General features: G+C 50.9%; 22 protein-coding genes. All 22 read right to left on the bottom strand.

Annotation, left to right across the window (positions count from 1 at the left end; all coding sequences use genetic code 11):
- Positions 1-18: 18 nt before the first annotated feature.
- A complete protein-coding gene (fliE, locus tag Q0757_RS02380) occupies positions 19-315 on the bottom strand; it encodes a flagellar hook-basal body complex protein FliE (RefSeq protein WP_298784328.1) in 297 nt (98 codons plus the stop codon).
- A 20-nt stretch (positions 316-335) separates the two neighbouring features.
- A complete protein-coding gene (gene flgC / locus Q0757_RS02375; RefSeq protein WP_298784326.1) occupies positions 336-782 on the bottom strand; it encodes a flagellar basal body rod protein FlgC in 447 nt (148 codons plus the stop codon).
- Between the two features lie 2 nt (positions 783-784).
- Positions 785-1,180 (bottom strand): flagellar basal body rod protein FlgB, encoded by a 396-nt coding sequence (flgB, locus tag Q0757_RS02370; protein ID WP_298784324.1) that lies wholly within the window; start codon positions 1,178-1,180, stop codon positions 785-787.
- Between the two features lie 297 nt (positions 1,181-1,477).
- Positions 1,478-2,260 (bottom strand): GTP-sensing pleiotropic transcriptional regulator CodY, encoded by a 783-nt coding sequence (gene codY, locus Q0757_RS02365; protein ID WP_298784321.1) that lies wholly within the window; start codon positions 2,258-2,260, stop codon positions 1,478-1,480.
- Between the two features lie 23 nt (positions 2,261-2,283).
- Positions 2,284-3,696: an ATP-dependent protease ATPase subunit HslU gene (gene hslU / locus Q0757_RS02360; protein WP_298784319.1), complete on the bottom strand. Its 1,413-nt coding sequence runs from the start codon at positions 3,694-3,696 to the stop codon at positions 2,284-2,286.
- A gap of 27 nt (positions 3,697-3,723) precedes the next feature.
- The gene (gene hslV, locus Q0757_RS02355) at positions 3,724-4,272 is read right to left on the bottom strand and encodes an ATP-dependent protease subunit HslV (protein ID WP_298784317.1); all 549 of its coding nucleotides are present in this window, start codon (positions 4,270-4,272) and stop codon (positions 3,724-3,726) included.
- Positions 4,273-4,275: 3 nt separating this feature from the next.
- Positions 4,276-5,193, bottom strand: a complete 918-nt coding sequence (gene xerC / locus Q0757_RS02350) for a tyrosine recombinase XerC (RefSeq protein ID WP_298784315.1) — start codon at positions 5,191-5,193, stop codon at positions 4,276-4,278.
- A 103-nt stretch (positions 5,194-5,296) separates the two neighbouring features.
- Positions 5,297-6,610 (bottom strand): FADH(2)-oxidizing methylenetetrahydrofolate--tRNA-(uracil(54)-C(5))-methyltransferase TrmFO, encoded by a 1,314-nt coding sequence (gene trmFO, locus Q0757_RS02345; RefSeq protein ID WP_298784314.1) that lies wholly within the window; start codon positions 6,608-6,610, stop codon positions 5,297-5,299.
- Between the two features lie 83 nt (positions 6,611-6,693).
- Complete coding sequence (topA, locus tag Q0757_RS02340) at positions 6,694-8,769, bottom strand: type I DNA topoisomerase (RefSeq protein ID WP_298784313.1); 2,076 nt, start codon at positions 8,767-8,769, stop codon at positions 6,694-6,696.
- A 200-nt stretch (positions 8,770-8,969) separates the two neighbouring features.
- Positions 8,970-9,839 (bottom strand): DNA-processing protein DprA, encoded by an 870-nt coding sequence (gene dprA, locus Q0757_RS02335; protein WP_298784311.1) that lies wholly within the window; start codon positions 9,837-9,839, stop codon positions 8,970-8,972.
- Between the two features lie 100 nt (positions 9,840-9,939).
- Positions 9,940-10,854, bottom strand: a complete 915-nt coding sequence (gene sucD / locus Q0757_RS02330) for a succinate--CoA ligase subunit alpha (RefSeq protein WP_298784309.1) — start codon at positions 10,852-10,854, stop codon at positions 9,940-9,942.
- 21 nt (positions 10,855-10,875) lie between these two features.
- A complete protein-coding gene (gene sucC / locus Q0757_RS02325) occupies positions 10,876-12,036 on the bottom strand; it encodes an ADP-forming succinate--CoA ligase subunit beta (RefSeq protein WP_079476151.1) in 1,161 nt (386 codons plus the stop codon).
- Positions 12,037-12,214: 178 nt separating this feature from the next.
- Entirely contained in the window at positions 12,215-12,508 is a 294-nt protein-coding gene (locus Q0757_RS02320; protein ID WP_298784304.1) for an EscU/YscU/HrcU family type III secretion system export apparatus switch protein, read from the bottom strand.
- Positions 12,505-14,049: a hypothetical protein gene (locus Q0757_RS02315; RefSeq protein WP_298784302.1), complete on the bottom strand. Its 1,545-nt coding sequence runs from the start codon at positions 14,047-14,049 to the stop codon at positions 12,505-12,507. The genes Q0757_RS02320 and Q0757_RS02315 overlap by 4 nt, the downstream gene beginning before the upstream one ends.
- Before the next feature lie 15 nt (positions 14,050-14,064).
- Positions 14,065-14,847: a ribonuclease HII gene (locus tag Q0757_RS02310; protein WP_298784300.1), complete on the bottom strand. Its 783-nt coding sequence runs from the start codon at positions 14,845-14,847 to the stop codon at positions 14,065-14,067.
- A gap of 13 nt (positions 14,848-14,860) precedes the next feature.
- Positions 14,861-15,724: a ribosome biogenesis GTPase YlqF gene (gene ylqF, locus Q0757_RS02305; protein ID WP_298784298.1), complete on the bottom strand. Its 864-nt coding sequence runs from the start codon at positions 15,722-15,724 to the stop codon at positions 14,861-14,863.
- 19 nt (positions 15,725-15,743) lie between these two features.
- Positions 15,744-16,304, bottom strand: a complete 561-nt coding sequence (gene lepB, locus Q0757_RS02300) for a signal peptidase I (RefSeq protein WP_298784296.1) — start codon at positions 16,302-16,304, stop codon at positions 15,744-15,746.
- 85 nt (positions 16,305-16,389) lie between these two features.
- Positions 16,390-16,734: a 50S ribosomal protein L19 gene (rplS, locus tag Q0757_RS02295; protein WP_022792749.1), complete on the bottom strand. Its 345-nt coding sequence runs from the start codon at positions 16,732-16,734 to the stop codon at positions 16,390-16,392.
- A 125-nt stretch (positions 16,735-16,859) separates the two neighbouring features.
- Positions 16,860-17,558 carry a tRNA (guanosine(37)-N1)-methyltransferase TrmD gene (gene trmD / locus Q0757_RS02290; RefSeq protein ID WP_298784294.1) on the bottom strand — a complete coding sequence of 233 codons (699 nt, stop codon included), beginning with the start codon at positions 17,556-17,558 and terminating at the stop codon, positions 16,860-16,862.
- The gene (gene rimM / locus Q0757_RS02285; RefSeq protein WP_298784293.1) at positions 17,555-18,079 is read right to left on the bottom strand and encodes a ribosome maturation factor RimM; all 525 of its coding nucleotides are present in this window, start codon (positions 18,077-18,079) and stop codon (positions 17,555-17,557) included. Before rimM ends, trmD begins: the two co-directional genes overlap by 4 nt.
- Positions 18,066-18,485, bottom strand: a complete 420-nt coding sequence (locus Q0757_RS02280; RefSeq protein ID WP_298784512.1) for a YlqD family protein — start codon at positions 18,483-18,485, stop codon at positions 18,066-18,068. The genes rimM and Q0757_RS02280 overlap by 14 nt, the downstream gene beginning before the upstream one ends.
- A 54-nt stretch (positions 18,486-18,539) precedes the next feature.
- Positions 18,540-18,779, bottom strand: coding sequence for a KH domain-containing protein (locus Q0757_RS02275; protein WP_298784291.1), 240 nt, complete (start codon positions 18,777-18,779; stop codon positions 18,540-18,542).
- Between the last annotated feature and the right edge of the window lie 85 nt (positions 18,780-18,864).

Below are 18,864 nucleotides of genomic sequence, written 5' to 3'. Positions count from 1 at the left end.
ATACCTTCCTCTTTACGATTACACCTGCATCCGCATCATTTCTTTGTAAGCTTCCACTGCCTTATTTCTCACCTCGGTGGCCGTCTGCATGTAGATACTTCCTTTTTCCGCAGCAATCATTACGTCATGCAGATTGTCCGCTTCCCCGGTTACCAGTTTTTCTGTCATCTGGTCCGACTCCAGCTGGGCCTCATTGACTTTACTCATCGCCTCGCTCATCGCTTTTTGAAACGAGTCGCTGGTTTCCTTTACGGTGGCCCCGCCCGCCTCATTCGCTGTTTTCATGACGGGAGCCTGAATATTATTGATTTCCATCCGTACTCCTCCTTTCGTCGTTAGTTTTTACCGATCTCGAGTGCTTTCATCATCATGTTTTTATTGGCATTGAGCGCCGTGACGTTTGCTTCGTACGAACGCGAGGCCGAGGTCAGGTCCGTCATTTCTTTTAAGGGGTCCACGTTCGGCATCTGTACGTAGCCTTCTTCATTGGCATCGGGATGCTCAGGCTGATAGACCTCATCGAAGGGGGCGTCATCCACTCCTATTTCCGACACGCGCACGCCGCCCTGATCATTCAATGCCTTCGTTAAATTTGACTGAAAAGAATTGTCCTGCTTCGGACTCATAGAAACGGTTTTGCGCTGGTATGGCTGCCATTCCCCATCGACGAGACGACCCCTCGTTGAATCCGCATTTGCAAGGTTGGAGCTTACAACATCCATCCGCAGGCGCTGGGCCGTCAAGGCTGAACCGGAAGCCTGAATTCCATTAAAAATAGACATGCTTATGACCCTCCCCGGATAGCTGATTTAATACCGCCGAATTTTCCGTTAATACGATCGATAATGGCGTTATAATGCAGCTGATTTTCCGAAAGCTCGGTCATTTCTTTATCAATGTCTACGTTGTTTCCGTTATTGTTGTATGTATTGCCCCGCTGCTCGTATACGCTTGGAGTATTATGATTATTCTGAAAAGGGAAATGTTTTTCATTTGTTCGCATGGCTTCCATTTGACTGCTGCTTTCCTCCTTTAACATATCCTGAAAGGAGACTTCCTTTGCTTTGTAGTTCGGTGTGTCAATATTAGCAATATTATCCGTAATTGCTTTTTGTCTGAGCGAAGCCCCTTCGACACCTGCCTGCAATTTCTGCCAAGTCCCGGACTGGAACAGTTCCATTTTCTCACCTCTGGCTTTTTTATTAATACTAAAGTTTCAGTTAAATATTTTTATATGAGCATTACTTCCTAAATTGTATAGAAAAAATGTACATTTGTCTAACCAATATTGCCGTTTTTGCATTTCAGTAACTTCCGTCTAAGTGGTTAAACTACTTTTTTGTAGTTCTTTTATCCTCATCGTGCTTATTTGCTTGTATAATATTCAGTTTTTCCCTGCAGAAAATGTTACAGCACGAATTTTTTCTTTTTCAGAGACATAAAAAAAGCGACCCATGAAAGGATCGCTCTTAAGCCGTTAATCGTTACTTTTAATTTTCTCGAGTTCATACAAAAACTTGTTGTTTAATACTTTAATATAGGTCCCTTTCATGCCGAGGGATCTCGATTCGATGACACCCGCGCTTTCAAGCTTGCGCAGAGCGTTGACGATCACAGAACGGGTGATGCCGACACGGTCGGCGATTTTACTCGCTACAAGCAGCCCTTCCTTGCCGTCGAGTTCTTCGAAAATATGCTCAACGGCTTCAAGTTCGCTGTAGGACAGGGAGCTGATGGCCATCTGAACGACCGCTTTGCTTCTTGCTTCCTCTTCAATCTCCTGTGTCTTTTCATGAAGAATTTCCATTCCAACCACAGTCGCCCCGTACTCGGCAAGGATCAGGTCATCATCATCAAACGTTTCGCTCAACCGGGCCAGTACGAGTGTGCCAAGACGCTGGCCGCCACCGACTATCGGTACAATCGTAGTCAGTCCGGAGGCAAATAATTCGGCGCTTTCCTGCGGAAATGCCGTATATTCGCTCTGTACATCCAGGTTCGGCGAGGTTTCATTGATGCCGAACAGGCCGGAGGTGTATTCCTGCGGAAACTGACGCTCCTCTAAAATCCGCTGCATTTTTTCGTGCTCGATTTCCTGCTCGATCGAGTAGCCGAGCAGCTTTCCGCGGCGGCTGACCACAAACACATTGGCCCCGATAATTTCCTGAAGAGTTTCGGCCATGTCCTTAAAATTGACGTGGTCCCCCTGTGTTTTCTGTAACATTTCATTAATTCTTCTGCTTCTCGTTAACAAATCCATGCTGATTCTCCTCCTGATTTATGCTACAAAATGTACCGGCTGACGTCCCGGTCCCTGGCGATCGTTGCCAGTTTATCATTGACGTACTCCGGCGTGATGGTGATAGCGTCCATAGTAATTTCCGGAGCCTCAAAGGACAGATCTTCGAGCAGTCTTTCAAGCAGTGTATGCAGCCGCCTCGCGCCGATGTTCTCTGTCTGCTGATTGACTGCTTCCGCTAATTCTGCAATGGTTTCGACAGCTTCGTCTGTAAATGTTACTTCAATGCCTTCGGTGCGGATGAGTGCCTGGTACTGCTTGGTCAGAGCCTGATCCGGCTCCCGCAGAATCCGGGCAAAATCTGCTGCTCCTAAGTTATCTAATTCGACACGCACCGGAAATCTTCCTTGCAGCTCAGGAATTAAATCGGAAGGCTTGGCTGTATGAAAAGCACCGGCGGCGATAAACAGCATATGATCGGTACGCACCGGGCCGTATTTGGTATTGACCGTGGAGCCTTCCACAATCGGCAGAATGTCCCGCTGTACGCCTTCACGCGACACATCCGCACTGCTGCTTTCCTTTTTGCCGGTCACTTTATCAATCTCGTCCAGGAACACAATTCCCAGCTGCTCCGCGCGGTAAACAGCTTCCGTGCTCACTTCGTCCATATCGATCATTTTCTGGGCTTCCTGCTCGGTCAGCACCTTGCGTGCTTCGCGCACGGGCAGCGTGCGGCTGCTCGTTTTCTTTGGCATCATGTTTCCGAGCATCTCCTGCATGTTCATGCCCATCTGCTCCATGCCGCCGCCCTGAAACATGTCTCCCATCGAGCCGGACTGCTGCTCGACCTCAATGGTTACTTTGCGGTCTTCAAGCTCGCCCATCTCCAGCTGCTTCTGCAGCTGGCGGCGCTGCTCACGAAGATCACTGTTGTCCGGCGTGTCCGTTTCTTCTTCTTCCTCATTGTCATCATTCTGCTGAAAAAGCATGCCGAACGGGTTGCCGGAGCTGCTGTCCGCCTGACGATTTTTGCGTTTTCTCGGTGCGAGCAGCCGGACGATTTTTTTATTCGCAGCTTTTTCCGCCTTCTCCTGCACGGAGGCTGTTTTTTCTTCCTTTACAATACGTACGGCAACCTCCACCAGATCCCGGATCATCGATTCCACGTCGCGGCCGACATAGCCGACTTCCGTGAACTTAGTGGCTTCGACTTTTGAAAACGGGGCGCCGACAAGTTTTGCAATCCGGCGGGCGATTTCTGTTTTCCCTACGCCCGTCGGCCCGATCATCAGAATATTTTTCGGTGTTACTTCCTCCTGGAGCTGTTCTGGCAGCTTGCTCCTGCGGTACCGGTTGCGAAGAGCGACCGCGACTGAACGCTTCGCTTCATTCTGGCCAATAATATATTGGTCGAGCCGTTCTACAATCTGTTTGGGTGTCATCGAAATTTCCATTAATAAGCCCCCTTAGCGGACTATGTTTTAAGATTCCAAATCTTCAATAATGATTTCATGGTTGGTGAAAACACAGATGTCTGCTGCTGTCTCAAGTGAGGCTTCGGCCATTTCCCGGGCGCTCAGATGCGTGGCATGCTTTTTGAGTGCACGTCCGGCGCTGAGCGCATAATTGCCTCCGGAGCCAATCGCAAGCATGTTATCATCCGGCTCGATCACTTCTCCTGTGCCCGCGACCAAAAGCATCGTGGATTTATCCATGACAATGAGCATCGCTTCAAGCCGCCGCAGCGTTTTATCGCTGCGCCAGTCCTTGGCAAGCTCGACGGCCGCCCGCTGCAGATTGCCGCTCCACTGCTCCAGTTTTTCTTCAAACAAGTCAAACAGGGTGAACGCATCAGCCACCGAGCCGGCAAATCCGGCGAGTACCTTCCCGTTGTACAGCCTTCTCACTTTTCGTGCGGTATGCTTCATGACCACCTGCTGGCCGAGCGTTACCTGGCCGTCGCCGGCCATTGCTCCTTTACCGTCGTGGTGAACAGCGTATATCGTTGTGGCGTGAAAGGATGGTTCCATTAGTTATTCACGCTTCCTTTCTGCTCTTGGATGTGATTGTCGGTACACATCCTGGAGCCGTTCTTTAGTTACGTGGGTGTAAATCTGGGTCGTGGATAAATTGGCATGGCCAAGCAGATCCTGCACGACCCGGAGGTCCGCCCCGTGATTGAGCAGATGTGTCGCAAACGTGTGCCTCAGGTCATGAGGAGAAATACGAAGCGTGCTCGAAACCTTTTTCACCCGTTCGTTAATAACATGGCGGAACCCGCGGTCGGTCAGCGGGCCGCCACGGGCGTTTAAAAACAGCTGGCCGGCCGGCACTTTGCTTTTGGCTGCCAGCTCCGGCCGCACGTTCGTTTTGTACAGCTCGACGGCTTCCTGGGCAAAGCTTCCTACCGGCACGTACCTCTCCTTCCGGCCTTTACCCTTCACAAGAATGGTGCCAAGGTAATCATCGAGGTCATCGGCCTGCAGCTGCTGGCATTCACTGATGCGCATGCCTGTTGCATAAAGCAGCTCCATAATAGCTTTATCCCTGATATCAAGCGGCTTGCTCATATCAAATGAAGCAAACAGCGATTCGATCTCTTCTTCATATAAAAAATGGGGGAGCGGCCGCTCTTTTTTTGGATGGCTCGCACCGATAAACGGATTTTGTTCAATATAATCCTCGCGCTGCAGATAGCGGAAATACGCACGCAGCGCGGAGATTTTCCGCGCTACCGTCGCTCTTGCATACGAGCGGTCGTACATGCTGCTGTAGTAGAGACGGACGAGGGTTGGATCTACCTCCTCCACGTGCTTCCAGCCTTCCTGCTGCATAAATGCTTCAAATTCCATCAAATCCTGTTCATAAGCTGTTTTCGTATAGGAGGAAATGTTTTTTTCCAGTTCCAGGTAGCGGAAAAATTCCTCCCTCCAGGTTAATAACGGGTTCATCAGCTTTTTGCTCCTTTACGCTTTCTGCTTCCTTCTGCGCGTCTGTTACGCCTTATGAAGACAAAAGCTAGTAAATCGTATCATAAACCATGGAGCCTAGCAATCATATTTGGACTTTTTTCTTAAAATTCTGAATGGCATCCAGAGCCCGTTCTGCGTAGTATTCGTTGCGCTCCCGCTTGTTTTTGATTTTTTGCTCCGGGGCCGGCAGCAGGCCGAAGTTAGCGTTCATCGGCTGGAAGTTTTTGGCGCCGGCTGTCGTAATATAGTGGCTCATGGCACCAATCACCGTTTCCGTCGGGAAGGTATCCGTGTCCTCCTGCAAATATTGTTTAGCCGCGTTCCATCCGGCGACCAGACCGGAAGCAGCTGATTCCACATAGCCTTCCACCCCGGTAATCTGTCCGGCAAAGAACAAATCACTGCGGGCCTTCGTCTGGTAGGTCGGGTTCAGGAAGTTCGGGGAATTTAAAAACGTGTTCCGGTGCATCACGCCGTAGCGGACGATGTCGGCATTTTCAAGTCCCGGGATTAAGCGGATTACTTCTTTCTGCGGTCCCCATTTGAGGTGAGTCTGGAAGCCGACAATATTAAAAAGCGTGCCTTCCTGGTTGTCCTGGCGCAGCTGCACGACGGCGTGCGGGAGCTCCCCTGTTTCCGGGTGCTCCAGGCCGACCGGCTTCATCGGGCCGAACAGGAGGGTCTTTTTGCCTCTGCGGGCAATTTCCTCGACCGGCATGCAGCCTTCAAAAAAGATGTTTTTCTCAAATTCACGCAGCGGCACGACTTCTGCTTCCACCAGTGCATCGTAAAAACGGTCAAATTCCTCTTCGGTCATCGGACAGTTGATGTACGCAGCCTCCCCTTTATCATACCGGGATTTCACGTACGCTTTATCCATATCGATGCTGTCTGTTTCCACAATCGGCGCGGCTGCGTCGTAAAAGTACAAATGCTCTTCGCCGGTCAGCTTAAAAATATCCTCGGATAGCGACTCGGCGGTCAGTGGTCCCGTGGCAATAATCGCCGGTTCATCCGGGATATGGGTCACTTCTTCCGATACGACTTCCACGAGCGGATGATTTTTGACTTTTTCCGTGACGTTAGCGGCAAATTCATGCCGGTCGACGGCAAGGGCGCCGCCTGCCGGTACCGAAGCCGCGTCTGCTGCCTCGATAATCACGCTGTCGAGATGTCTCATTTCTTCCTTTAATACGCCGACGGCATTTGTAAGATTATTGGCGCGCAGGGAATTGCTGCAGACCAGCTCCGCAAATTTATCAGTATGATGGGCGGCCGTCTGTTTGTTCGGACGCATCTCGTGAAGTACGACCGGCACGCCCTGTTTAGCAAGCTGCCATGCCGCTTCGCTTCCAGCCAGTCCTGCACCGACGATATGAACAGATGTACTTTTCATGATAAAAACTCCTTTCCCTTTTGAAAGCGCAGGCAACTATTCCTTTCGGAAGCAGTCAGACCTGCGCTGTAACCAGTCATTTTTTAATTTGGTTCTTCTTTATAATCACATTCAGAGCACTGGACGTGTACGCCTTTTTTCGTCTTTTTCTCTACGAGCATATTTTCACATTTCGGACACGGCCGGGCAATCGGTTTATCCCAGGACACGAATTCGCAGTCCGGATACCGGTCACACCCATAAAAGATCCGCTTTTTCTTACTTCGGCGTTCAACGACATTTCCCTCTTTACATTTCGGGCATTTCACGCCGATATCTTTAACAATCGCTTTTGTATTACGGCATTCCGGGAAATTGGAGCAGGCCATAAACTTTCCGTACCGGCCCATTTTATAAACCATGGGATGGCCGCACTGTTCACAGTCTTCGCCTGCCGGCTCATCTTTGATTTCGACTTCTTCCATTTCTTCCTCAGCTTTTTTCAGCCTCGGCTCAAATCCCTGGTAAAATTCGTCGATGATTTCAATCCAATTTTGTTTTCCTTCTTCAATATAGTCAAGATCGTTTTCCATCTTTGCGGTGAATTCCACATCGAGAATTTCCGGGAAGAATTCTACGACCAGATCCATGACAATTTCGCCGAGCTCGGTCGGCACGAAACGCTTTTCTTCAAGCGCTACGTAGTTCCGGCGCTGCACTGTATCGAGTGTCGGAGCGTACGTTGACGGCCGGCCGATCCCCATTTCCTCCATCGTCCGCACGAGCCGTGCTTCTGTATAACGCGGCGGCGGCTGGGTAAAGTGCTGATTTTCTTCCATATCCGTCCGTGTGACCATCTGGCCCTCCTGGAGGTCCGGAAGCATTTTATCCTCTTCTTTTTTCCCGTCATCCTGACCTTCCACGTACACCTTCATAAAGCCGGGGAATTTCACTTTCGAGCCGGTCGCCCGGAAAAGCACGCCTTCATTATCAAGGTCCACCGACATTGTGTCCATCACGGCCGGAGCCATTTCACTTGCCACCAGACGTTCCCAGACAAGCTTATACAGCCGGTACTGGTCTCTTGAGAGCGAGCTTTTCACCTGTTTTGGTTCATACATGATGGACGTCGGCCGGATCGCCTCGTGGGCGTCCTGGCTGTTGGTGCTTTTGGCATTCTTGCGCTCTCCCTGGCGTACGTATTCCTCGCCGTATTTCTCTGTAATAAACGTCCGGGCTTCTTCCTTGGCGGTCTGGGAAACCCTGGTGGAGTCGGTACGCATGTACGTGATCAAACCGACGGTGCCAGCCGGTTTGCCTAAATCAATACCTTCATACAGCTGTTGGGCGACCATCATCGTCTTTTTCGCCCGGAAATTGAGCTTTCTCGCAGCCTCCTGCTGCAGGGACGAGGTGGTGAACGGCTGTACCGGGTTTCGTTTGCGTTCTTTTCTCGTAACCTTTGTTACTTCAAACTGGTCGCCCTTCATCTTTTGAAGCACGCCATCGACGTCCTCCCGGGAGGCAAGCGCCTGCTTTTCTTTGGCTGTGCCGTGAAATTTCGCTTCAAATTCCGCGTCCCCGTCCGAAAACGTTCCATTAATACTCCAGTATTCTTCCGGTATAAACGCCTTAATCTCTTTTTCCCGGTCAATGATCATCTTCACGGCAATCGACTGTACCCGTCCGGCACTCAGCCCTTTTTTCACTTTCTTCCATAGTAATGGGCTGATGTTATAGCCAACGAGCCGGTCAAGTATCCGGCGGGCCTGCTGGGCGTCCACCAGGTCCATATTGATGGAGCGGGGGTGCTTAAACGCATCCTTCACCGCCGTTTTTGTAATTTCGTTAAAAACGACGCGGCATTCCGAATCCTCATCAATGTTTAAGCTGTGCGCCAGATGCCAGGCGATAGCTTCACCCTCTCTGTCAGGGTCGGCTGCGAGATATACTTTTTTCGCTTTCTTTGCAGCCGTTTTTAATTCTTTTAAAACTGGACCTTTCCCGCGTATCGTTATATATTTCGGGTCATAATTGTTTTCAGTGTCGACTCCCATCTGGCTTTTTGGCAGGTCTCTTACGTGCCCCATTGAAGCTTTCACTGCATATTTTTTCCCTAAATACTTTTCGATTGTTTTTGCTTTTGCGGGAGACTCCACGATGACTAAATAGTCGGCCATTCCTCTTCTCCCCTTTGTCTCAATGAAATATTACCATTATTAACGTGAATAAATTGCTCTGTCAAATAGTGATGCTTTTATGATCTGACTTGTTTCAGTGCGTTTTGTGCTTGAAATCACAATTATTCTTTCACAGTTTCCCGGACGTGTCTAGCATAACATACGGAAAATTTAAAATTACGTTTCAATTCGGTCAACTGTTATGAAGCACTGTGCGGCCGGCGGCTAATATGTAAATCCTCCGGCTGAAGGACCGGGAGGGCGCCATCGTAAATCAGCTTATTCGTGCCCGCGCTCTGCCTGGAAAACACCGGACCCGGCAGCGCGCAGACCTCCCTGCCCTGCTCAAGTGCAAGCGATGCTGTGATAAGGGAACCGCTGTTCACATCTGCTTCCACCACAAATATTTTATCAGACAGACCACTGATAATACGGTTTCTGGCCGGAAAGTGCCACTTTCTCGGCGATCTGTCCGGGGGATATTCGCTCAAAAGCAGCCCCGCGGCAGCAATATTTTTCGCCAGAGCGAGATGCTCCTTTGGATAAATACGGCCAAACCCGGAGCCAAGCACCGCAATAGCCGGCGCTCCTGTTTTTAATGCCTGACGGTGGGCGTGCCCGTCTACGCCTCTCGCGAGTCCGCTGACAATCTGCACCTGGCTGCGGGGAAGAAATGCTTCCACCGCTGCTCTGCCGTAAGAAGTCATGCTCCGGGAGCCGACTACCGCAAGCCGGGGACTGTCCTGCAGCAGCTCTGTGTTTCCCTTCGTGTATAACACCCACGGCGCATCGTAAATTGATTTTAAGGACGACGGATAGCAGTCGTCAAAATATGTAATCCACCCGGTGCCCTGCTCACGGTGCCACGTGAGCCGCTGCTGGAAGTTAAGCTGGGACATATATTTCCACCAGGCAGTCCGATGGGCGCTGCTTACGGGCAGAAGATGAGGGTGCGTAAAAGGGAGAAGCAATTCGCGGTCGCGGCGGAGCAGCTCTGTGACGTGCTTCCATTGAAAATGGGGAAATTCGTGTACAGCCAGAAGTCGTTCATTAAAGGAGAGATTTTGCATAGGGGATAGTCCTTTCCTGGGGGTGATGGTTCCTCGGGGAAATACGGGGAGTAAAAGAAACCCTCCGCCTGCCCGAAAGAGGCAGCGGAGGGCGGTTGATTTATACTTGTGGTTCGTGGGTGAGGCATTTTTCGTACAGGCCGCGTTCTTTCAGAACGTTGATCATCGTATCACCGATTTCTGCCGGTGTCGCTGCTACCTGCACGCCGCTTTCGTTTAACGTTTTGATTTTTTCCTCTGCGGTACCTTTACCGCCGGAAATAATCGCGCCGGCGTGGCCCATCCGTTTTCCTGGAGGCGCTGTGGCACCGCCGATAAAGCCGACTACTGGCTTGGTCATGTTCTGCTTGACCCATTCAGCTGCTTCTTCCTCGGCTGTACCGCCGATTTCACCGATCATGATCACGGCTTCTGTGTCCGGATCGTCATTAAAGGCCTGAAGCACGTCGGTAAAGCTTGTGCCATTTACAGGGTCGCCGCCGATACCGACAGCTGTCGACTGGCCAACGCCTGCTTTAGTAAGCTGGTCTACGGCTTCATACGTCAGGGTACCCGAACGGGAAACAACACCTACGTGTCCTTTTTTATGAATGTAGCCCGGCATAATGCCGATTTTGCATTCGTCCGGGGTAATAACGCCCGGGCAGTTTGGACCGACAAGGCGGGTGCGCTTGCCTTCCATAAAGCGTTTCACTTTAATCATATCAAGAACCGGGATGCCTTCAGTGATGCAGATGGCAAGATCTAGATCTGCGTCCACTGCTTCAATGATCGCGTCCGCTGCAAAAGCAGGCGGAACGTAAATAACCGAAACGGTAGCACCGGTTGCTTCCACTGCATCATCAAGCGTGTTGAAGACCGGTACGCCTTCAACTTCCGTGCCGCCTTTACCCGGCGTCACGCCGCCGACGATTTTCGTACCGTACTCTAACGCCTGCTGAGTGTGAAAGAGGCCGGTAGATCCTGTAATTCCTTGAACAACTACTTTTGTGTCCTGATTAATATAAATGCTCATAGGTCGATGGTCCCTGCCTTTCTATTGAACTAACGAAACAATTTTTTGCGCACCGTCTGCCATAGAGTCCGCTGCTGTAATATTCAATCCGGATTTTTCCAGAATTTCTTTGCCTTTTTCTACGTTCGTGCCTTCCAAACGTACAACAAGCGGAATCTCTAATCCAGTCTGCTTCGTAGCTTCCACTACCCCGTCAGCGATGACGTCGCATTTCATGATTCCACCGAAGATGTTCACGTAAATGCCTTTAACCGCATCATCTTCAAGGATAATTTTAAATGCTTCCGTTACTTTCTCAGCCGTCGCACCGCCGCCGACATCCAGGAAGTTCGCCGGATCGCCGCTGTAGTGCTTGATGATATCCATCGTAGCCATCGCAAGACCGGCACCATTGACCATGCAGCCGATATTGCCGTCGAGGGCAATGTAGCTTAAGTCGTATTTGGAGGCTTCGATCTCTTTTGGATCCTCTTCATCAAGGTCACGGTAATCAAGCACTTCTTTTTGACGGTAAAGTGCGTTGGAATCGAAATTGAATTTCGCATCGAGTGCCATTACTTTCCCGTCCCCGGTCGTTACAAGCGGGTTAATTTCCGCGATCGAGCAGTCATTGTCGATAAATACTTTGGACAGGCCAAGCATAAATTTCACTGCTTCCTTTAGAAGGTCTGTCGGTATATTCATGTTAAATGCCATACGACGGGCCTGGTAAGGCTGCATACCGATAGCTGGATCAATGTATTCACGGAAGATCTTTTCCGGATTTTCTTCAGCTACTTCTTCGATTTCTGTTCCGCCTTCTTCAGATCCCATCATCACAATACGGGACGATACCCGGTCGAGCACAACACCTAAGTAGTATTCCTTCTTGATGTCGCTTCCCTCTTCGATGTAAAGACGCTTCACTTCTTTACCTTCCGGGCCGGTCTGGTGAGTAACCAGTGTTTTGCCGAGGATTTCGTCAGCATACTTGCGGACGTCATCAAGGTTTTTAGCGAGCTTCACCCCGCCGGCTTTCCCTCTTCCACCTGCGTGGATCTGGGCTTTTACCACTGTTACGTCAGAACCCAGTTCTTTTGCGGCTGCTTCTGCTTCATCTACCGTAAATGCAACTTTTCCGTTAGGGACTGCTACTCCGTATTTACGAAGGAGCTCTTTTCCCTGGTACTCATGAATATTCATGCTTTTTCCCCCTCACCGTTACAATACGAATCCTTCTATCGACTGTGTAAGTGATTACAAAATCGAATCTGGGCAGAGCGAAAGCCTGCAAGCGGCCTCGCTGCTTCCCACACATCCTTTATCGTATAGAAATTTAGAAAAAAATTCAACATTTCCGTGAAAGTTTCTGTCGCGCGGTTTAGTTTTCATTTTGCCCGGCTGTTTTTTTATCCATCCGGTAGATAAAGGCGAAGATTTCTGCCACCACTTCATACAGCTCTTCCGGAATTTCTTCGTTCCATTCCAGCTCATGAAGCATATGTACAAGACCGGCATCCTTATGCACCGGAACATTATGTTCAGCAGCCGCTTCGATAATTCGTTCTGCGGTCCATCCCCGCCCCTTCGCTTTGACTGCCGGTGCCTGCGAGATATTCTGCCTGTAATTCAGTGCCACTGCTTTTTTCGTTGTCCAGTTCTGGTTGGAGGTCATATCCGAATATCAAATGCTCCTTTCAGTCCGGCTTCCCGGCTCTTCGGCCTTTCCGCAGGCTCTTCTTCCTCATGCCACTGAAGCGACACCAGCTGGTAATTTAACGAAGCCATCGCCGTTTTCAGCATGGGCTGAAAAAGATGCAGCGGCTGCTCCGGGCGCGGATTTTCACTGCTGATGTTTACCGTCACGTTTCGTTTATAAATCTGCACGTCGGCGATTAAAACGCCGAGCCGGTCCATTTCAAGCTGAAATAAAATATGACAAGTGTCCGGGTCGAGCTTCCCGTCCTCCGTCCGTTTTCCCTCCCAGTGAACGACAGCATCCGAAAGCATTTCCCCCCACTTCGCCGGAAGATGGGAGAGCTGCTGCAGCCAGGCCTCCTGATCGGCCTGCTGCATAAGCTGCTGACCGGCCACATGAGCGACGGTCCGTTCGTGCTGGGGTGAAAATTCATTTCTCGACATAATATGCGCCTGTGCCTGCTCTAAATGCCTGTAAGACGTCTGCATCGCCTCTTTGCTCCCGCTTTCTGCCCAGGAGGACCAGCTGGCACTTCCTGCGTGACTCTTCAGCCATTCCACCATCTGCGGCTTATTCGCAAGCACCGTTACTGCTTCCGGGATCATCGCGTGCCAGGCCTTCATCAGAGCCGCCGCGCTCCGCTGCGGCGCACTGCCAAGCGGCTGCTGGACCGTTTGATGCAGCCTCTCGGCGTCCCCAACCTGGGACTGAAGCCATTTTTCCACGGAACCGCTGCTCATAGCAGCCTGGCCGATATGCTGTAGAAATGCTTCAGCATTCAACGGAGGCTGCAGGCTGGAAAATAACCGGTGGATCAGCTGGGCGGCCTGTCCGTGGTTATCACTCGCAGCCGCCGCTGCCACCGCAGCGTACAGCTGCATCGGCTTTGTCGGAGCTTCGATGTTTTCTTTAAAGCTCCCCGGGGTGAGCACTGCACTGCTTATAGACTGATGAACGGGGTCAGAAGTTTTATGCTGAGCAAGCAGCGCTGTTAAATCCTGCGCCATCGACGGACCGTGCAGCACCTGATGAACGCTTTGAAAGATAGATGTTTTTAAGGGAGCGCCTGCGGCAAGCATCCACTGAATTGTCTGCATTCCCTGCTTGTTGACGGCGCCTTCTCCTTTAAGCAGCTGCACGCTTTTCTGGAGCGTCTCCCTCGTTACCGGCAGCTGAATCTGTTCGAACATGCGGACTATGTACTGCTCCTGCTTTCCCGGCAGCAATCCGAGCTGCTTCAGGAGCTCCTGGCTTTTGTCTGCAGCAGCTCCGTTTGCTGTCACCTGCCATACCTGCCGCCCGTTCTCATTTTTCACCTGAAAATAATATGATTTGCCGGTTTCCACCGGTGCCTCGAGGGAAGCATGATACACCCTCCCGTGCACAGTAACCGCCGCCTGCTGGCCAGGATACAGCTGCCTGACAGTGCCTTTAATAATCTGGCCGGCTTTAATTTCTTCATTTCCGGTTTGTCCTGTACGGTTTCCGGTGTACGTGGACGGCAGCGACAGCTTCATAAGTTTTCTCTCCTTTTACGAACGCCGGTACCCGGCTACCGGCTGAAACGAATACCGGTGGATGGCACACCCGCCGAGACGCTTTAAGCCGTCCAGATGATTCTGGGTACCGTATCCCTTGTTGCTGGCAAAATCGTAATCCGGGTAGAGCGTATGATAATACTGCATGTAACGGTCCCGCTCCACCTTCGCCAGAATAGAAGCAGCCGCAATCGAAACGCTCCGGCTGTCTCCCTGCACCAGCGACTGCTGCTCAATATGTAATGGAAGGGTCATCGCATCTACGAGAAGAGCGTCCGGAGCAGGCTCAAGGTTCGCAACTGCCATCCGCATAGCTTTTTTAGTTGCCTGATATATATTCAGGCGGTCGATTTCGTCCGCCTCGATATGAACGACGCTCCAGGCGACCGCCGCCTCTTTGATTTTTGCTTCGAGCTCTTCACGTTTTTTAGCGGAAAGCATTTTGGAGTCATTTACTTCCACCAGACTGATGTCCTTTGGCAGCACCACAGCAGCGGTAGTCACCGGCCCGGCAAGCGGCCCGCGCCCAACCTCATCCACCCCGGCCACCGCCTGGAAGCCACGGCTCCAATAGTCCTGTTCAAATGAAAGCCGCCGGCAAAAGTCTTCATACTTTTCCTGCTTCTGCTTCTGTCGTTTGGCATACCGCTGCAGCTCCTTCTGGACGCCGGTCCGGGAGTCCTCTGCCCAGGCCTTTAGAAGCCCCGCATCCGGATCCTCATGGGTCTTTAAATACTCCTTTACAGCTGTTATCGTCCATTTCTCCAATATTTTCACCTCTGCTGCTCAATTATTCGCCCGCTTCGTCGTCCGGCCGTTCGAGACTGATGCGGCCGAGCAGCCCTCCACGGAACTCGCGTACCACCATTTCACCTGCTTTTTCATAATCGATTTCCGCTCCCGCAAGCAGTGCCCCCCGCTTACGTCCAATGTCTTCAAACCATTCCAGCGACGTTTCCCTCGGCTTGTCCTCAAGCCCAAAGCGCTGAAGCAGCTTTTCTGGATAATACTCCTGGCAGATACCGATAATAAAATAAGCAATATCCTGCAGATCCAAAAGCTCATCCTTGATGGCGCCAGTCGCTGCGAGACGTTCACCAACGTAAGGGTCTTCAAACTTCGGCCAGAGAATGCCCGGGGTGTCGAGCAGATCCATTTCTTTACCCATTTTCAGCCACTGCTGATTTTTTGTAATTCCCGGACGGTCACCGATTTTAGCCGTTTTTTTGCCGATCCATTGATTGATGAGCGTCGATTTGCCGACGTTCGGGATACCGATAATCATCGCCCGGATAGCCCGTGGCTTAATACCTTTTCTTTTCCATCTGGCCTGGAGACGTTCCGTCTGCTTAAGCGCCGCTTCCTTGATCACATGCAGACCCTTCTTATGCTTGGAATCCACATCGACTGCCTCGATCCCCTGATCGCGGTAATACTGCTTCCATTCCTCGGTTACCTTCGGATCGGCCAGATCGGCCTTGGTCAGTACGATGACCGAAGGCTTATCCTGAATGATCGTTTCAAGCAGCGGATTCCGCGAGGACCGGGGGATTCTTGCATCTGCGAGCTCGATGACCACGTCCACCTGCTTTAGCTTGCTCTGCACTTCTTTTTGGGCTTTATCCATATGCCCCGGATACCATTGAATGTCCATACCTCTGCCTCCTTTCAAATTAAAATGGCGATGGCCACATGTGATTGAGCGGCCAGAATGTTATGACCGCCTCCCCGACAATCTCCTCTTCCTCTACGAGTCCGATAGCCCGGGAGTCATAGCTGTTCGGCCGGTTATCCCCCATGACAAACACTTCTCCTTCGGGAATACGGCTGCGGCCTGTTTTCTCCTCCAGCGTAAAATCGGTGGTCGCCGGGAGCGGCCCCGCTGCCAGGGTCTGTTTATCGAGAAACGGTTCATCCACCTGCTCCCCGTTAATAAAAAGCTTATCATTTCTGTATTCAAGCGTATCACCCGGCAGTCCGATGATCCGTTTAATATAATCATCTTTATCGTTGGCGTGGAAAACGACCACATCAAAACGGTCCCATTCGTGCAGCCATTTGCTTGTTTTATTCAACAGCATCCGGTCCTCATCATGAATGGTCGGCTCCATCGATTCGCCTTTCACAACGACTGGAGCTATAAACAGCCAGCGTGCTGCCAGCGCAATAAGTAATGCAATCATAATTACTGTCAGAAGATGCAGCCAATTGATGGGAAAGCGGCGTTCATTCATGTGGTCGATTCCTTTCTTTACATAATTTATTCGTATGAAAAAAGCTGCAGACGGAATACTCCGCTGCAGCTTTTTTTCCTGTGTCTTATCGAAGTTCTTTGATACGCGCAGCTTTTCCACGCAGGTTACGGAGATAGTACAATCTAGCTTGACGTACTTTACCGCGGCGTTTCACTTCAATCTTGTCGATTCTTGGGGAATGAAGCGGAAGAGTTCTCTCCACACCAATTCCGTAGGAAACTTTACGCACGGTGAAAGACTCGCTGATGCCACCGCCGCGACGTTTAATAACGACGCCCTGAAACACCTGTACACGTTCACGGGAGCCCTCGACAACTTTCAAGTGCACTGCTACAGTGTCACCTGGACGAAAGTCCGGGAGATCCGATTTTAACTGTTCCTTCGTTATGTCGCGAATAAGTTGTTGCATTTGTATTCGCCTCCTTCTCTCGCATGCTCTTGTCCACGATGAAAACAGCGGAGCACCGTAATTGATGACTATTTAGTCACAAAATGAATCATAGCATATTACACTGGCGGAATCAACCGCCGGATTTACGTCTGATCGGTGTATTTTTCCCAAAGATCCGGCCGGCGTTCTTTTGTTCTTTTGATTGCCTGATTTTGCCGCCATTCAGCGATTTTTCCGTGATCGCCGGACAGCAGAATGTCCGGCACCGTCATGCCGCGGAAGTCCGCCGGACGGGTGTACTGCGGGTACTCCAGCAGCCCGTCTTCAAACGAGTCCGTATGGGCAGACTGTTCATTGCCGAGAACTCCGGGCAAAAGGCGTGTAATGCTGTCTGCCATGACCATGGCGCCGAGTTCCCCGCCGGTCAGTACAAAATCGCCGATCGAGTATTCATCCGTAATTAAATGCTCGCGGATACGTTCATCATAGCCCTCGTAATGTCCACAGATGAACAACAGCCTCTCCTCGCCGGCGAGCTCACGGGCGTCCTCCTGCTTAAAAGGCTTTCCCTGCGGGCAGAGAAGAATGACTCGGTCCGGCGGAGCATCACCTGCGCTTTTTACCTGTGCGGCGGCGTCAAACACCGGCTGCGGCTTCAATACCAGACCAGCGCCCCCGCCGTACGGGTAGTCATCCACCTTATTATGCTTGTCTTCTGTGTAGTCCCTGATGTCATGGGTATGAAAGGAGACGTGTCCTCTTTCAGCGGCCCGGGCAAGAATGGAGTGGCTGAACACACTTTCAAACATCCCTGGAAAAAGGGTTAAAAAATCCATTCTCATTCCGGCAGCATTCCCTTCATTATCCTTACAGTAATACGCTTTTCGGCCACATCCACATGCTGGACGACTTCTTCGATATAAGGAAGCAGAATGTCCTGCCGTCCTTCTGCCGGCTCCACCACCCACACATCGTTGGCCCCCGGGGTCAGGATCTCCTTCACGTAACCGAGGCGGGTGCCTTCTTCCGTGTAGACGTCTGCATCAATAATTTCGTGAAAATAATATTCCGTTTCCTCAAGCTGTGCAAGCTCCGTTTCCGGCACGGAAAGCACCGCATTTTTCATCCAGTCCACGTCATCAATCGAGTGAAACCCTTCGAACGTGAGCAGAATAAACTGCTTATGCGGCCGGGAGCTTTTTATGACCAGCGGTTCAAAGCCGGCTTCTGCCTCCGGCTTCTCCACGTAGACCTTCTGCCCCGGCTGAAAACGGTCCTCCTCAAAGTCGCTGACGGATTTTACCCTGACTTCCCCGCGTACGCCATGCGTGTTTACAATCGTGCCTACATTAAACCATTCCATCTTCGTCACTCGCTTTGTGTTTTGATCTGATTTCTTTTACAATGCCCTCTTCCACAACAATGGTCCCCCAGTGCTCGCCTTCATGCCACGGGCTTCCCACCTCGATATCAAACATCACTTCCGTCGTGCCAAATGAAAGCTCTGAGCCGACCGGGAGATGCTCGAGCTGATTCTGCAGAAAATAGAGCTGCTGCAGCTCCTCTTTTCGTTTTTCAATTTCTTTGTTGAATTTATCCATGGCAGACCAGCGGCCGTTCTCGGTTTCGCGTTCCTTGTTCTGCTTTTGTTTTTGAAAACGAAGCTGTTCTGTCTCCTCCAGCAGCCGGGATTTCTGCTGCTCGTACTTTTCCTGCAGCTCCTCTTTTAATGTTTCCGTCAGAATATGGTGAACGTTCATTTTTTTCATTACACGCACTATATCACCTCTTCAAGGGCCCCGAAGCGGCAGCTAAACAGGGAGCTATTTTTGATCGTTCAACAGCGTAAGACGAACGTTTTTCCCTTCCGCCGAAGCTTTCGCCTGCAGGAGCGTCCTTACCGCCTGAATTGTTTTGCCCTGCCTGCCGATCACTTTGCCTGCATCCTCCGGATGAACCCTCACTTCAATCAGCACCCGGCCGTTTTCCTCCGATTCTGTCATGTCTATATCATCCGGATAATCCACAATCCGTTCGAGTATTATGTAGGCAAAAGACTTCATCCACTCATCCTTTCCTGATATGTATTATTTTATCACAAACAAGTGCTCCCCGGGGCTTTCTCTGCAGGCAGAAGGCATACGGGCC

Source organism: uncultured Marinococcus sp., assembly GCF_947493875.1.
Classification (GTDB): domain Bacteria; phylum Bacillota; class Bacilli; order Bacillales; family Marinococcaceae; genus Marinococcus.
The sequence above is the reverse complement of the archived record's forward strand: the minus strand, read 5'-3'. Positions and strand labels throughout refer to the sequence as shown.

Coding starts and splice junctions, on each gene's coding strand:
- flgB (WP_298784324.1), bottom strand. CDS start 1,180: ATGGAACTGTTCCAGTCCGGGACTTGGCAGAAATTGCAGGCAGGTGTC.
- fliE (WP_298784328.1), bottom strand. CDS start 315: ATGGAAATCAATAATATTCAGGCTCCCGTCATGAAAACAGCGAATGAG.
- Q0757_RS02320 (WP_298784304.1), bottom strand. CDS start 12,508: ATGACCTCCAACCAGAACTGGACAACGAAAAAAGCAGTGGCACTGAAT.
- trmD (WP_298784294.1), bottom strand. CDS start 17,558: ATGAGAATGGATTTTTTAACCCTTTTTCCAGGGATGTTTGAAAGTGTG.
- sucC (WP_079476151.1), bottom strand. CDS start 12,036: ATGAATATTCATGAGTACCAGGGAAAAGAGCTCCTTCGTAAATACGGA.
- rimM (WP_298784293.1), bottom strand. CDS start 18,079: ATGGAATGGTTTAATGTAGGCACGATTGTAAACACGCATGGCGTACGC.
- rplS (WP_022792749.1), bottom strand. CDS start 16,734: ATGCAACAACTTATTCGCGACATAACGAAGGAACAGTTAAAATCGGAT.
- trmFO (WP_298784314.1), bottom strand. CDS start 6,610: ATGAAAAGTACATCTGTTCATATCGTCGGTGCAGGACTGGCTGGAAGC.
- dprA (WP_298784311.1), bottom strand. CDS start 9,839: ATGCAAAATCTCTCCTTTAATGAACGACTTCTGGCTGTACACGAATTT.
- codY (WP_298784321.1), bottom strand. CDS start 2,260: ATGGATTTGTTAACGAGAAGCAGAAGAATTAATGAAATGTTACAGAAA.
- Q0757_RS02315 (WP_298784302.1), bottom strand. CDS start 14,049: ATGAAGCTGTCGCTGCCGTCCACGTACACCGGAAACCGTACAGGACAA.
- topA (WP_298784313.1), bottom strand. CDS start 8,769: ATGGCCGACTATTTAGTCATCGTGGAGTCTCCCGCAAAAGCAAAAACA.
- hslV (WP_298784317.1), bottom strand. CDS start 4,272: ATGGAACCATCCTTTCACGCCACAACGATATACGCTGTTCACCACGAC.
- flgC (WP_298784326.1), bottom strand. CDS start 782: ATGTCTATTTTTAATGGAATTCAGGCTTCCGGTTCAGCCTTGACGGCC.
- hslU (WP_298784319.1), bottom strand. CDS start 3,696: ATGGAAATTTCGATGACACCCAAACAGATTGTAGAACGGCTCGACCAA.
- ylqF (WP_298784298.1), bottom strand. CDS start 15,724: ATGGACATTCAATGGTATCCGGGGCATATGGATAAAGCCCAAAAAGAA.
- sucD (WP_298784309.1), bottom strand. CDS start 10,854: ATGAGCATTTATATTAATCAGGACACAAAAGTAGTTGTTCAAGGAATT.
- xerC (WP_298784315.1), bottom strand. CDS start 5,193: ATGAACCCGTTATTAACCTGGAGGGAGGAATTTTTCCGCTACCTGGAA.
- lepB (WP_298784296.1), bottom strand. CDS start 16,304: ATGAATGAACGCCGCTTTCCCATCAATTGGCTGCATCTTCTGACAGTA.
- Q0757_RS02275 (WP_298784291.1), bottom strand. CDS start 18,779: ATGAAGTCTTTTGCCTACATAATACTCGAACGGATTGTGGATTATCCG.
- Q0757_RS02280 (WP_298784512.1), bottom strand. CDS start 18,485: ATGAAAAAAATGAACGTTCACCATATTCTGACGGAAACATTAAAAGAG.